Here is a 12,668-nt window from a genome sequence, read left to right as displayed (position 1 = left end):
ATAATAAAGAGGATGCCATCCCATGACACCCTCCCCTCCTTATGGCATCTTGATCAATCCGTTCCGGTTTGCATAAACGGCAGCCTGTGTCCTGTCTGATAAACCTAATTTTCCGAGTATATTGGATACATGTGTTTTTACTGTTTTCACACCAATGAATAGTTCTTCGCTGATCTGCTGGTTTGTCATGCCTTCGCCAATACATTTCAGGACATCCAGCTCACGTTCTGTCAGTTCATCATGAGGCTTGCGTTCTTGCGGCCTCAGTTTTCTCATCATTTTGTTGGCTACCTTTGGTTCAATCACCGTTTCTCCTCTGGCAGCTTTTTCAATTGCCGCAATGACTTCTGCTGCTGTCGCGGTTTTTAGCATATAACTGAATGCCCCTGCCTCAATTGCCGGAAAAACCTGATCATCATCGTAAAAGCTTGTTATGATAATGATTTTGCATTCCGGATAAAAGCTTAATATCTCCCTGGTTGCGTCAATCCCCGTGCCTTTTTCCATTAAAAGATCCATAAGGACGACATCCGGCCTCGAGTCTTTCACCAGTGATACAGCCTTTACACCGCAGTCCGCCTCCCCGACAATTTCGATGCCCGGTTCGGTCTCCAAATAGGAAAGGATGCCTTTTCGGACCATTTCATGATCATCAACCACGACCACTCTGATTTTCCCCATTATTCTTCTCTCCTCATAGCGGGTATCCTGATCTCTATATATGTACCTTCATTTTCTTTTGAACGGATAGTATAGGTACCGCCAATTTGTTCGCAACGCTCCCGCATTGTCTTCAAGCCGTAAGATGCCATCTTTTCTTCATGAATATCGAAGCCTTTTCCATCATCGCCAATATATAGATGAATCGTTTGATTCTCTTCTGCAAGCAAGATTTTCACTTTTGCCGCATCTGCATGTCGCAGGATGTTGGACAGTGCTTCCTGGACGATCCGGAAAATATGCTCTTCTGCAGCCTGGGAAATGTTTTCGATTTCATCAATGCTTGCCTCAAATTCAAGGTTTGTTTTTTGCTTTAATTCCTGAATGAGTTTAACGATTCCTTCGCAAAGACTCTCCCCGCTTAATTGGACTGGTCTCAGATGCAGAAGGAGCGCCCGCATTTCTCCCTGGGCCTTGCCTGCTATCTCGGAAATCTGCTCCAGTTGTTTCCTGGCCTTTCCAGGTTCCTGATCGAACCAACGGAGTGAAGCAGATGACATCATGCTTAGGGCAAACAGCTGCTGGCTGACTACATCATGCAGATCCCTGGCAAGCCTCTGTCTTTCCTCCATGATTGCTGCTGACTTGGCTGTTTTGGACAGTTCAGTTTTTTCCTCTGCCATCTTTTGCAGGGAATGAACCTGTTCCTGAAGATATTCTGACAGCTGATTGAGCTCCTCCGAAATCAGGCCGATTTCATCTTTTTCATCGGTGATGATCCTTTCTGTGAATTTCCCCCTGCGCAAGGTAGCAATAAATAATAAGATATCGCTGAGACGCCCTTTAATTGTATAGCTCCCACGCAGGCTGAAATAGAATCCCGCTGCCGACAGGACGACAAAGCTGTACAGCCAAAACCAAAAGGTCATCGAAGTTGTGAGGCCGCTGTCAGGCACCATGAATAAGAAAATCTGCAGGCCAATGAAGAGAATGAGGGAAGTGATGAATGCCATCATCAAGAAAGTCTGAATAAACCATAAGCGGATACTTGTCATTTCACTCCCCCCTAAACACGGTCGATTCTGACAGAACCGATCTTCAACTCAATGGTGATGTTCAATTTCCTGATGGCATCATCATAGTCATCTGATTTATATGCAATCACATGTTTGATTTGTTCCTGAGCATAATCGAACAGCTTTACTTCACCTACGCCGATCACGGCATTTACTTTTACCGGGATTCCCTCCGGGATGAGCATTTTCACTTCACCCACCCAGCCTCTTACCCTGATCGGCGTCTCTTTGTCGGGAATGAAGCCTTTGCTGAAATCAATAAAGTATTCACCGACCATATTATAAAGATCCATTGGTTCAACTGCCCAGTTTTGCTCTTTGAATGTTACTTTGCCAATTGAGGCACCCCGAATTTTCTTAGTGGAATTCCCTTCGGTTCCTTGAAAATCCTCAAGCTGTTTAGCTGATGGCAGTTCTGTTTGGTAGATAAGCTTAAACTTCCGTTTCCCGATTAACATGCTTACCCCAAAATAAATCAGGAACAGCGGCCAGAGCTTCCACACGTCCAGGAGTTTGAAGTCAATCACATCAAGACGGTCCATGACCAAAAGCGATGAAAAAACAACAATGAACAATCCCCAGCCGAACTGCTTTTTCAGAAGAGCCACCAGCCCATAAACCAACAGCACGAAAGGATAAGAAACGACAAAAAGCTCTTTTATTTCCAAGGAAATTACACCTAAATTGACGAGCAAAAGAATGATTCCCACGCCTGCCAGCCCAATAGCCATTGCTATTTGATTCACCGATCGAGTACGCAACACTTTCCCCTTCTTTCTTGCTTTCCTACTCTATTATTCTTTTTCATTCGAAAAAATCCCTTTAATTCACTAGTAAACTTGCTTGATATAACTATTTTAAGAAAAGGAAAAGATTATTTCTCCCCTCCAGAGAAGTTTTTCGCCTCCGTCCCGGGACTGATAATTTTTTTTACAGGATCCTTCTCACACCTTTCTGCTTCCATCATATTCTGTAGTACTTAATTAGGAAATTTGCCTATTCAATGCAGGCAGGTAACAGTACGTCATTCAGAAGGGAGCAATATTTTATGATTATAGAATTAACAGCACTTCATTGGATATATGTATTATTCATCTTCCTGATCATCGGGTTCATGGTCATGAAAAGAGATACAACGCTTGTATCGATCCTCGGAATCTTTTTATTGGCCATCGTCGCGACAGGCTCTTTGAGCGGCTCGGTCAGCAGTGTTTTCAATAGTTTTATATATGCCATCACTGAGCTTTTGCCTACCATTCTTGTAATTTCCATCATTGTGGCGATGAGCAGGACGCTTACCGTGACGGGGATAAACGATGCGATGATCTCGCCTTTCGCCAGGTTGATTAAAACACCAGCGCTGGCATACTGGACGATTGGGATCGTCATGATGTGCATATCCTGGTTTTTCTGGCCATCTCCAGCAGTAGCCTTGATGGGCGCTGTCCTTTTACCAGTCGCGGTAAGAGTCGGGCTTCCTGCCCTTGGCGTAGCGGTCGCTATGAATCTCTTTGGACACGGAATTGCCCTTTCCGGGGACTTTGTCATTCAGGCTGCTCCAAAGCTGACAGCTGATGCTGCCGGCATACCCGTCAGTTCGGTGGTTCAGGCAAGTATCCCACTGGTCATTGTCATGGGGGTTGTTACGACGGTGACCGCATTTTATCTGTTAAAAAGGGATTTGAAAAGCGGTAAATTAGTAAGCAGCGGTTCCGTTGATGTTGAATTAAAACAAACTAGTGATCCAACCTTGCTGACAGATGGTGCGAAGAAGTTCTTCGCTCTCCTGGTACCGGTTTTGTTCGTAGCGGATGTTGCCGCAATGTCCATCCTTGACCTTCAGGGCGGCGATGCGACTGCTCTTGTTGGCGGAACCTCGATTTTCATCCTGCTTCTAATTTCCCTTGCAGCTCACAAGAACAAAGGTCTTGAAAAAACGACCAGCTACCTCATTGAAGGCTTTCAGTTTGGATTCAAGGTTTTTGGGGCTGTCATCCCGATTGCCGCCTTCTTCTATCTCGGCGACTCCGGCTTCATGAAAATCATTGGTGAGTTCCTTCCGGAGACGTCCCAGGGAATCGTCAATGACCTGGGGGTGGCGCTGGCTTCTGTCGTACCCCTTAATGCCGAAGTCGGAGCCGTGACACTTACAGCAGTGGGAGCGATAACCGGTCTGGATGGCTCAGGATTTTCCGGCATATCCCTGGCTGGATCGGTCGCAGCAATTTTCTCGACTGCCATAGGCGCCGGTGCAGCAACTCTGACTGCACTCGGACAGATTGCCGCAATTTGGGTCGGCGGCGGCACCCTCGTACCCTGGGCACTTATTCCGGCAGCCGCTATTTGCGGTGTGGATCCATTCGAGCTGGCAAGGCGCAACCTCCTGCCTGTCACCATCGGACTGATCGTAACCACGATTGTGGCAATGTTCCTGATTTAGCTTGAAAACACTGGCTGCCATTCAATGGCACCATTTATATATGAAGCTCCTTTATCAGGGAGCTTCTTTTGCTGTTATTCTTGAATGTTATTATTCTCTAATCATGTTATAATTATTAAAATTATCAAACTATTATACATAAGGAGATGAACCAATTGCAGGATCAGCTTTTTAGGAAAATAGAAGATCTTTATCCGGAAATGGTGGAAATCCGCCGCTTTATGCACCAACATCCAGAATTGTCTTTCCAGGAAGAGAACACTGCGAGGTATATCGCAGCCTTTTATGAGAAGCTTGGGGTTGAAGTGCGCAACAATGTTGGCGGCAACGGGGTAGTCGCAAAAATATATGGAGCCAAACCGGGCAAAACAGTTGCACTTAGAGCTGATTTTGATGCCCTTCCAATCCAGGATGAAAAGGATGTCCCATACAAATCCCTCGTTCCGGGCGTTATGCATGCATGTGGACATGATGGCCATACAGCGACATTGCTGGTCCTGGCAAAGGTATTGCATGAAGCAAGGGAAAATCTTCACGGAACTTATGTGATGATTCACCAGCACGCTGAGGAGTATGCACCAGGCGGCGCCATTTCGATGATTGAAGACGGCTGCCTCGAAGGTGTTGACGTCATTTTTGGCACCCACCTGTGGGCCAGTGAGACGACAGGTACTGTCCAATATCGCATCGGTCCGATCATGGCAGCAGCAGACCGCTTTGAGATATCAATCCAGGGCAAAGGCGGACACGGTGCCCAGCCACATAAAACAAAGGATGCCATTGTGGCTGGAGCACAGCTGGTTTCCAACTTGCAGCAAATCGTCAGCAGGCGTGTGGATCCCGTCGATTCTGCCGTTGTAACCGTGGGCTCGTTTGTGGCAGATAATGCTTTCAATGTCATCGCCGATAAAGCCAGACTGGTTGGTACAGTGAGGACATTCAATGAAAACACCCGCGATTTTATCGCAGCCGAAATCGAAAAAGTTGTTCAGGGAACATGTCTGGCATCCGACTGTACCTATGAGTATTTGTATGATAAGGGCTATCCAGCTGTAGTGAACCACGCAGCAGAAACCGAGTTCCTGATTGATTGCGCTTCAAAAGTGCCGGAAGTGACCAAAATTGAAGAAAGCGACCTGCAAATGGGTGGTGAAGACTTTGCCTACTACCTCCAGCATGTGAAAGGGACGTTCTTTTTCACTGGAGCAAAACCGGAAAGTGCTGAATCTTACCCCCACCACCATCCAAGGTTCGACATTGATGAAAAAGCAATGCTCATTGCCGCAAAAGCGCTTTGCTCAGCCACATTGAACTACCAGACGAAGGAACAGCATAACCATCAAGAAACATTAGCGTAAAAAAATCTTACTATATCTGACTGCAGACAAATCACTTGGCTGCAGTCAGATTTTTTATTGGGACAGAAATCGAAGAAAAACATAATTTCGTGTTCACCCAGAGCTGCTTAATGGCCGATAAGGGTCCTGTTAACGGACCAACACCCTTTTGCCTTCCTACAGGCTTCATAGGCGCTTTGGTGTCGGGCTCACGAAATAATTTCAGGCCTGCCCGTTAACCCAGCCTCTCACATCTGTGGCGGTGTCTGCAGGATCCTCATCCGGTAGGCATTCATCGCTGTTTCTCCAAGCTGGTCAAGCAAATTGTAATTAGCATAGGCACCTACCACCGCTCCAATCCCCGGCATCATCTGCAGCATTTTGGCAAAATCAATATAATCTCTGTATTCCTGTTGAAATTGCTGCCAATCCAGTTCCAGCAACTCTGATTTTCGGCTTTCCCAATTTTCAAGCACATCCAATGTCTGCTTCCTTTGGGCATCGCTCGAAAATGCCAGCTGGAATACATAGAGGATGAACAGCCTTTCTTCATATTTCGAAGGGTCAAAACCATATATGGAGGCAGCTTCAAACAAAAATTTCATTTTAATCGATAACAGCAGCGGAAAGTCTGCCATTCCAAGCAATATTCCGCCAGCACCAGTGCCTGCCCCTTCGACAGCTGCCGTCCTTTTATATCCTGATAGTTTCTTGTTCAGCAATTCGTCCTTGCTGGCAAGTGTCAAACCGGTTCCCTGCTGCTTTTTCGTTGTTAAATTCGAGCCAGCAAGTGTTGCTTTGACCATGTTTTTAATACTTTCCGTGAGGATTTGATGGACTTTTTCCGGGATTAGCTGGTTCACTTTTGTCTGAGCTTTTTTTGAGGCACGCGCCAATATTCCAGATCGTTTATTCAGCTTCCGCTTCCAGGCAATTACCTCATCATATGCCCTCAGTTCATACTCATTCAAGTCTCTTCACTCCTTTTCGTACTAATACTTACGTATTTAAATCACATTTGTTGCAAAAAAATCCTCTTCATAAAAGCCTGGGAGCCATTATGAAAAGGATTTATGATCATGATTTAAGTTTGTTGATGCTGTAAAAATAGACAAAAAACAATGCAAAAGCGACGCCTGCAGCCAAAATGATGGCGCCAAATACGAGCTCTCCTTTAATCAGGACCATTCCTGCAAACACGGCCGTCTGAAAAATCAATATGCCCAGCAGCAGGCTCGTAAAGGATTTCCGCCTCGACTTTTCCGATAAAGGATAAAGACTGACCCAAAGTTTATTTTCATGATGGTTCCATAACGGCAAGAGCTGAAACCCTGTCAAATACATGAAAAGCAAGGCGAACAAAATTTGGCCTGGCCCGTATGTGAGGAAGTAAAGCGCAGCTCCTCCAATTGCGGTAAGACGGACGAGCAAGCCAAAATAATCCCCGGCTCTTGCGAATGTCCTTATATAAAGGTGGCTGAATGCAAGGTCCTGTCGGTAAGGAATCCTATTGACCAGCCAGTCAAGCCATTTCCGCCTTCTGGTCCTGTCACGGAGTTTTGGAACATCCGTAAACATATTGGCAACACGGTAAAAGGCATTCATCCTCCGCTCTTCATCCTCAATCAATTGCTCCCATTTCAGTCCCTTGTCCGCAGTCTGTTTTTTATAATACAGATATAGGAAAACGAAAATCAGTGCAGGAACTATTGCAAATAGAATTTGAGCCCCTGAGAAGATGAAATAAATCAGCACCGTGTTGATAAAAAAACGAATGATGCTGTCCATCATTTTCACGCTTGATTCAATATAATGCTGGACATGCCAGCGAATCAATAGATTGACCAGTTTTATCAGGATCACAGCAATCAGCAGGATGAAAAACGACTTGAAGTCTGCACCATGCACTTTTACGTGAAGAGGCATTAAAACCGCAAGCACCATAAGCAAAAGATAAGACTGCAGGCTCAGGCTGAAAATGACCGATTTCCTGAAATAATCACCCAGCTTTGTTTCGAGCGGCAAAAGAAAGATTTTATCCGCTTCGGTCAGGAATGTCTGGACAGGGCTATATGTAAGTACAGCTGCGAGAATAAACGCAATGATCCACGCAGCCGGGAAATCGGACTGCAGTGTTTTTATCCAATCTTGATAGTAGAACGCCGCTGTTCCCAATAAAAACAGGACGACAATCATTAAATGACCATTGAAGATATAACGGAGATAGCTCCCGGTTTCCTTCGCAAAAGTCCCGAAGCGCTCCTTCCATAAGTCTTGCGGATTAAACATAGTCTTCTTCCTTTGTCAGCTGGATATACAGGTCATCAAGTGTAGCGCCGGGCATATTGAACTGTTCCCGTAATTCCTCAAGTGTCCCCTGTGCCCGTACCTCTCCATTATGGAGAATCACAAAACGATCGCAATACCGTTCAGCCGTAGCCAGGATGTGTGTCGACATCAAAATGCCCGCACCATTTCGCTTCATCTTGTCCATTAAATCCAGCAAAGATTGAATTCCTAGAGGATCAAGGCCAACAAATGGCTCATCAACGATATAGAGTGATGGCTGTACAAGGAATGCGCACATGATCATCACCTTTTGCTTCATTCCTTTTGAGAAATGGGCAGGGAACCATTTCAGCCTCTTACTCATCCTGAACTCTTTTAACAAAGCTTCAATGCGCTGCTCATACTCTTGTTCCTTAAGGCCATAGGACATCGCTGTCAATCGAAGGTGTTCCTCGAGCGTCAATTCATCATACAGGATAGGCGTTTCAGGTACAAAAGTGAATTGCTTTCTGTACTCTTCCTTCCCTTCAATGAATGTCTTCCCATTGATTTTGATATCACCCTTTTGAGGTTCCATCAATCCAATCACATGCTTGATCGTCGTACTTTTTCCAGCGCCGTTTAGGCCAATCAATCCAACAATTTCATTATTATTGACTGTGAAGCTTACATTTTTCAGCACAGGATTCCTCGTGTATCCGCCGGTAACCTGGTTTATTTCCAATAAAGACATGTGCAACGCCCTTCCAGTTCATAGTCGTGTACCGTTATTTTAACAAATGCATCTCATTTAAGAAAAGTTTCAAGTAAGTGGTGAACTTTTTTACATATAAACTGCCAGTCGGGGCATCATAATTCTTGAAGGGGAACGAGCAATAATTCGAAATGAGGTGTCTGTAAAAGACATATTATTCGATTTATAAGCACACTGATTTACCACGTTCAAACAAGGGGATGGTTGCATTGCGCTACGTAAATGTTAACCCAGCCGTTCAGTAACATCACTCCACATTTTGAAATGAGGTGTGTGTCGCAGATCACTTCCCGCTTTATAAGTTGTGAAACCGACTAAAGCAGACAGGGGATGGTCCGATTGAACCAGGTACTGAGAAATAACCCATCATTCTTTTAATTCGAATGAATTGAAAATGAGGTGTTTATCAAAGGTAAACCTGCTAAAGAACGTCAATAAACAGTAATCAGTTCCCCCTTCAGGGACAGGAATCCATACGGATCCTGTCCTTTCTTTCTTTATGTTTATTGGCAAAATATGATAAAATACCAGAAACATGATTAATGGAAAGGGTGGAACATATGAATGATTGTATTTTTTGTAAAATCATCAATGGCGACATTCCCTCAGCAAAGGTATATGAGGATGAAAACGTTTTGGCATTCCTCGATATCAGCCAGGTAACGAAAGGACATACACTTGTCATCCCAAAAGTACATAAAGAAAATGTGTATGAGTTAACGGATGAAGTGGCAGCTAATGTTTTTAAGGCTGTTCCTAAAGTCGCCAATGCGATCAAGGCTGCCTATGAGCCAATCGGGCTGAATGTCCTTCAGAACAATGGCGAAGCAGCCGGCCAATCTGTTTTCCACTTCCATATGCATCTGATTCCTCGCTACGGCAATGGAGACGGTTTCGGGGCTGTCTGGAATACACACCAGGATCAATATACTGCAGACGACTACCAGAAAATCGCTGCCGAGATCAACAGTAAAATCTAGACTTCCGCACTTGCGGGAGTTTTTTTATTGGTTAGAAACAACTTTTATATTGGACAATTTTCTGGCTGCCCACTTTGTGTTTGTCCGATTAAGCTTTCCTATCGAACACTTTTTGCCGTTTTCCCCTCGTGTTTGTCCGATAGAGCTTTCCTATCGGACACTTTTTGCCGCTCTTCCATCGTTTTTGTCCAATTGACCTTCTCTGAAAAGCAATGGAGAACTTGTCCATACAGCTATTTTGCTCTTTTCGTCATATGTAAGGCAAAACGAACTTCTTGAAATTTGTTTAAACTTTTCTGAAAACATTAGAAATTCCCTTCTTTTTCTGTTAGCATGATAATAACTTTAATGCATTAATGAAACACTGCAATTTTATTTTTCCGGAGGGATGATCTTGAAACGTGCACTGAATTTTAATGCCGGACCTGCCGCCTTGCCTGAGGCTGTGCTGGCGAGGGCCGAAAAAGAAATGATGAATTACCAGGGAAGCGGGATGGGAGTCATGGAACTTAGCCACCGCAGCAAGCAATTCGAAGCACTCAATGACCGGACAAAGTCATTGCTGCGCAACCTCCTCCACATTCCGGATGATTACGAAGTGCTTCTCCTCCAGGGTGGTGCAAGTCTTCAATTCACCATGGTACCGATGAATCTTCTTGAAGAAGGATCGACTGCAGGATATGTCATGACTGGCACATGGTCTGAAAAAGCATTAAAGGAGGCACAAAAAATCGGGAGTGCGGAGGCAATTGCTTCATCAAAATCTTCTAACTATAAATCAATCCCCAGCTTCTCAGAAATCAATTTAAAACCTGGCTCTTCATACCTCCACATCACGACGAATAACACGATCTTCGGTACCCAGTGGCATAACCTGCCTGAAAAAGTTAACGTTCCGCTTGTTGCGGACATGTCCAGTGACATTTTAAGCCGTCCTGTCAATATATCTTCCTATGGGCTCATATACGCTGGTGCGCAGAAAAATCTGGGTCCATCCGGTGTCACAGTAGTGATCATACATAAGGATTTGCTCAAACGTTCAAGGCCGGATTTGCCTGCAATGCTCAATTATCAGGTGCAGGCTGACTCCAAATCGCTATACAACACTCCGCCTACTCTGTCCGTTTATTTTCTGATGCTAGTCCTCGAATGGGCCGAATCCATTGGCGGGGTAAAACAGCTAGAACTGCAAAACAAGCAGAAGGCAGCAATGCTTTATGAAGCAATCGACAGCAGTAATGGATTCTATAAGGGCCATGCTGAAAAAGAGAGCCGCTCTTTAATGAATATCACCTTTACGCTGGAAAACGAAGACTTGACCGACTCCTTCCTGTATGAGGCAGAGGAAGCAGGCTTTATTGGTTTGGCCGGCCATAGATCTGTTGGCGGCTGCAGGGCTTCCATATACAATGCCGTCTCGCTCGGCCATGTCGAAAAACTGGCGAAATTCATGAATGATTTCAGGCTAAGAAATTAACAGAATATTATACCTTTACTCACCTAAAATATATGTTATAATAGTAGCAAGCTTTTCGCTGCAGGCATTGAGAGCACTGCAGGAGGAGCTATAGTTAGCTAGAATAGCAGAGGAGAGATGAGAATTGAATACGAAAAACCTTGTAGCCTTATCACTATTAGTTGGGATGGGTGCAGTGCTGCACACTGTTGTACCCGGATTTATCCTTGGAATGAAGCCAGATATGATGCTTACCATGATGTTCCTTGGGGTCCTTATGTTTCCTGACAAGAAAAGTGTATTTTTGATCGGAGCTGTAACTGGTTTGATTTCTGGATTGACTACAACGTTCCCTGGCGGACTTATTCCAAATATCATCGACAAGCCTGTAACGGCATTTGTCTTTTTGGCACTCCTGCTGGCGTTGAAAAAATTCAAGTCATCAGTATATATCGCAGCTGGCCTGACGGCAATCGGAACCATTGCTTCCGGGATTGTTTTCCTTGGAGCAGCTTACTTCCTAGTGGGCCTTCCTGGACCATTCATCGCCCTTTTCGCGGGAGTCGTTCTGCCTGCAGCTGCCTTTAACACAGTATTCATGGCCATTCTTTATCCAGTGGCAACCAATATCTTTAAACGAGCAAAACTTGCAGAAATCAATTAAATCATAGAGCCCCTGTCCTAAGCTTGAGGACAGGGGCTTTTTTACATTACTGAAATGAATAAAAGATAATCCCGAGCAATAGAAAAATGGCTCCCCCGCCTGCGAACGTGCCAGCCCTTTTTCGCAGAAGCATCTTCGGAGGATACATGCCTGGTTTCTTCAATGCAAGGAGATTATGGACTGCCCCCAAAAAGAAAGCAATACTGATGAAAAATACGATACTAACAAAAATCCCCGCTCCCCTCCTCTCCATCCTCTGTACATGAACCTAATTTATCTTTATGCCTGTTAAATTGAGCCTATGAAGCATAAAACGTTTATTTGCCCGAGAATAGGAAATTAAATATAGAAGGAATAGAGGAATTTGAATCCTTTTGCAGAACATATACAGAAAAATGACGAGGTGGTCAAATCATGAAAGCAAAATCAGTTTTAATGGGAATGGTTGTTGGAGGAGTGGCAGCTGGAATTGCAACGCTGCTCGCAGCGCCAAAGTCTGGTTATGAGACAAGAAGGACACTTAAGGCGAATAAGGATGAGTATATCGGGTCTCTTAAAGACATCAAGGATTCCGTTGTGGAATTAAAAAATACGGTGGCAACTGCTTCCAAAGAAGGAAAGGCTTCCATCCAAACTTTTGTCACCGATGTAAAAACCGCTCTTTGGGAATGGAAACTTGAAACAGAGGAAAATAAAATGGCCCTTCAGGAAGATATCAAAGAGCTGGAGGAATCCATTTCAGATCTTGAATCTGAATTGGCTGCCAATTCAGAAGAAAAATAAAAGGAGAAATCCTTCCCTCCAACTAAATTTTTTCATCGGGAAGGATTTTCCTATTTTTTGAAGAAAAAATATACTATGCAAATGGCATTTTTATTATGACCTATCAATTTTTACATAATTACACCAGACTACAGTGGGAAAATAACAAATTCTAAAAATTTAGTAAATTTATATCTTTATTAATTTTTGTTTTATTGGCATAATGAAAATAGAAATAATAAAGTAGGTG

At 44.2% G+C, this 12,668-nt stretch carries 13 protein-coding genes; 6 read left to right on the top strand and 7 right to left on the bottom strand.

Annotated elements, in window-relative coordinates; translation table 11 throughout:
• Positions 1–39: 39 nt before the first annotated feature.
• From QNH36_RS06675 to liaF, 3 genes are read right to left on the bottom strand one after another with little or no spacing between them, the layout of a single operon-like run.
• Positions 40–681 carry a response regulator transcription factor gene (locus QNH36_RS06675; protein WP_144474451.1) on the bottom strand — a complete coding sequence of 214 codons (642 nt, stop codon included), beginning with the start codon at positions 679–681 and terminating at the stop codon, positions 40–42.
• Entirely contained in the window at positions 681–1,715 is a 1,035-nt protein-coding gene (locus tag QNH36_RS06670) for a sensor histidine kinase (protein ID WP_251544603.1), read from the bottom strand. Before QNH36_RS06670 ends, QNH36_RS06675 begins: the two co-directional genes overlap by 1 nt.
• Before the next feature lie 11 nt (positions 1,716–1,726).
• Entirely contained in the window at positions 1,727–2,500 is a 774-nt protein-coding gene (gene liaF, locus QNH36_RS06665; protein WP_260983496.1) for a cell wall-active antibiotics response protein LiaF, read from the bottom strand.
• A 284-nt stretch (positions 2,501–2,784) separates the two neighbouring features.
• On the opposite strand from liaF, the gene QNH36_RS06660 reads away from it, so the two are divergent.
• Entirely contained in the window at positions 2,785–4,176 is a 1,392-nt protein-coding gene (locus QNH36_RS06660; protein ID WP_283904964.1) for a hypothetical protein, read from the top strand.
• Between the two features lie 200 nt (positions 4,177–4,376).
• A complete protein-coding gene (locus tag QNH36_RS06655; protein WP_481825320.1) occupies positions 4,377–5,534 on the top strand; it encodes a M20 family metallopeptidase in 1,158 nt (385 codons plus the stop codon).
• Positions 5,535–5,761: 227 nt separating this feature from the next.
• Here the strand turns inward: QNH36_RS06655 and QNH36_RS06650 are convergent, their stop codons facing one another.
• The 3 genes from QNH36_RS06650 to QNH36_RS06640 all read right to left on the bottom strand — a co-directional run bounded on the left by QNH36_RS06650 (position 5,762) and on the right by QNH36_RS06640 (position 8,535).
• Complete coding sequence (locus QNH36_RS06650) at positions 5,762–6,484, bottom strand: EcsC family protein (RefSeq protein ID WP_251544604.1); 723 nt, start codon at positions 6,482–6,484, stop codon at positions 5,762–5,764.
• A gap of 106 nt (positions 6,485–6,590) precedes the next feature.
• The gene (locus tag QNH36_RS06645; RefSeq protein WP_251544605.1) at positions 6,591–7,802 is read right to left on the bottom strand and encodes an ABC transporter permease; all 1,212 of its coding nucleotides are present in this window, start codon (positions 7,800–7,802) and stop codon (positions 6,591–6,593) included.
• On the bottom strand, positions 7,795–8,535 hold the full coding sequence (locus QNH36_RS06640) for an ABC transporter ATP-binding protein (protein WP_283904962.1): 741 nt from the start codon (positions 8,533–8,535) through the stop codon (positions 7,795–7,797). Before QNH36_RS06640 ends, QNH36_RS06645 begins: the two co-directional genes overlap by 8 nt.
• Positions 8,536–9,116: 581 nt before the next feature.
• Between QNH36_RS06640 and QNH36_RS06635 the strand changes: the two genes are divergently transcribed.
• The 3 genes from QNH36_RS06635 to QNH36_RS06625 all read left to right on the top strand — a co-directional run bounded on the left by QNH36_RS06635 (position 9,117) and on the right by QNH36_RS06625 (position 11,656).
• Complete coding sequence (locus QNH36_RS06635; protein WP_283904961.1) at positions 9,117–9,536, top strand: HIT family protein; 420 nt, start codon at positions 9,117–9,119, stop codon at positions 9,534–9,536.
• A gap of 394 nt (positions 9,537–9,930) precedes the next feature.
• Complete coding sequence (gene serC / locus QNH36_RS06630) at positions 9,931–11,013, top strand: 3-phosphoserine/phosphohydroxythreonine transaminase (protein ID WP_283904960.1); 1,083 nt, start codon at positions 9,931–9,933, stop codon at positions 11,011–11,013.
• Between the two features lie 124 nt (positions 11,014–11,137).
• On the top strand, positions 11,138–11,656 hold the full coding sequence (locus QNH36_RS06625; protein WP_283904959.1) for a tryptophan transporter: 519 nt from the start codon (positions 11,138–11,140) through the stop codon (positions 11,654–11,656).
• Positions 11,657–11,702: 46 nt separating this feature from the next.
• On the opposite strand, the gene yhzF is transcribed toward QNH36_RS06625, so the two are convergent.
• Positions 11,703–11,909, bottom strand: coding sequence for a membrane protein YhzF (gene yhzF, locus QNH36_RS23950; protein ID WP_481825303.1), 207 nt, complete (start codon positions 11,907–11,909; stop codon positions 11,703–11,705).
• Positions 11,910–12,070: 161 nt separating this feature from the next.
• Here yhzF and QNH36_RS06620 point away from each other — a divergent pair, with 161 nt between their 5' ends.
• Positions 12,071–12,439, top strand: coding sequence for a YtxH domain-containing protein (locus QNH36_RS06620; protein ID WP_144474440.1), 369 nt, complete (start codon positions 12,071–12,073; stop codon positions 12,437–12,439).
• Positions 12,440–12,668: the final 229 nt, after the last annotated feature.

The organism is Mesobacillus sp. AQ2 (assembly GCF_030122805.1).
Classification (GTDB): Bacteria; Bacillota; Bacilli; order Bacillales; family Cytobacillaceae; genus Mesobacillus; species Mesobacillus oceanisediminis_A.
Note: the sequence above shows the minus strand (reverse complement) of the source record. Positions and strands in the feature narration are given on the sequence as shown.

Coding starts and splice junctions, on each gene's coding strand:
- QNH36_RS06655 (WP_481825320.1), top strand. CDS start 4,377: ATGGTGGAAATCCGCCGCTTTATGCACCAACATCCAGAATTGTCTTTC.
- QNH36_RS06635 (WP_283904961.1), top strand. CDS start 9,117: ATGAATGATTGTATTTTTTGTAAAATCATCAATGGCGACATTCCCTCA.
- yhzF (WP_481825303.1), bottom strand. CDS start 11,909: ATGGAGAGGAGGGGAGCGGGGATTTTTGTTAGTATCGTATTTTTCATC.
- QNH36_RS06660 (WP_283904964.1), top strand. CDS start 2,785: ATGATTATAGAATTAACAGCACTTCATTGGATATATGTATTATTCATC.
- QNH36_RS06640 (WP_283904962.1), bottom strand. CDS start 8,535: ATGTCTTTATTGGAAATAAACCAGGTTACCGGCGGATACACGAGGAAT.
- QNH36_RS06645 (WP_251544605.1), bottom strand. CDS start 7,802: ATGTTTAATCCGCAAGACTTATGGAAGGAGCGCTTCGGGACTTTTGCG.
- QNH36_RS06675 (WP_144474451.1), bottom strand. CDS start 681: ATGGGGAAAATCAGAGTGGTCGTGGTTGATGATCATGAAATGGTCCGA.
- QNH36_RS06620 (WP_144474440.1), top strand. CDS start 12,071: ATGAAAGCAAAATCAGTTTTAATGGGAATGGTTGTTGGAGGAGTGGCA.
- QNH36_RS06670 (WP_251544603.1), bottom strand. CDS start 1,715: ATGACAAGTATCCGCTTATGGTTTATTCAGACTTTCTTGATGATGGCA.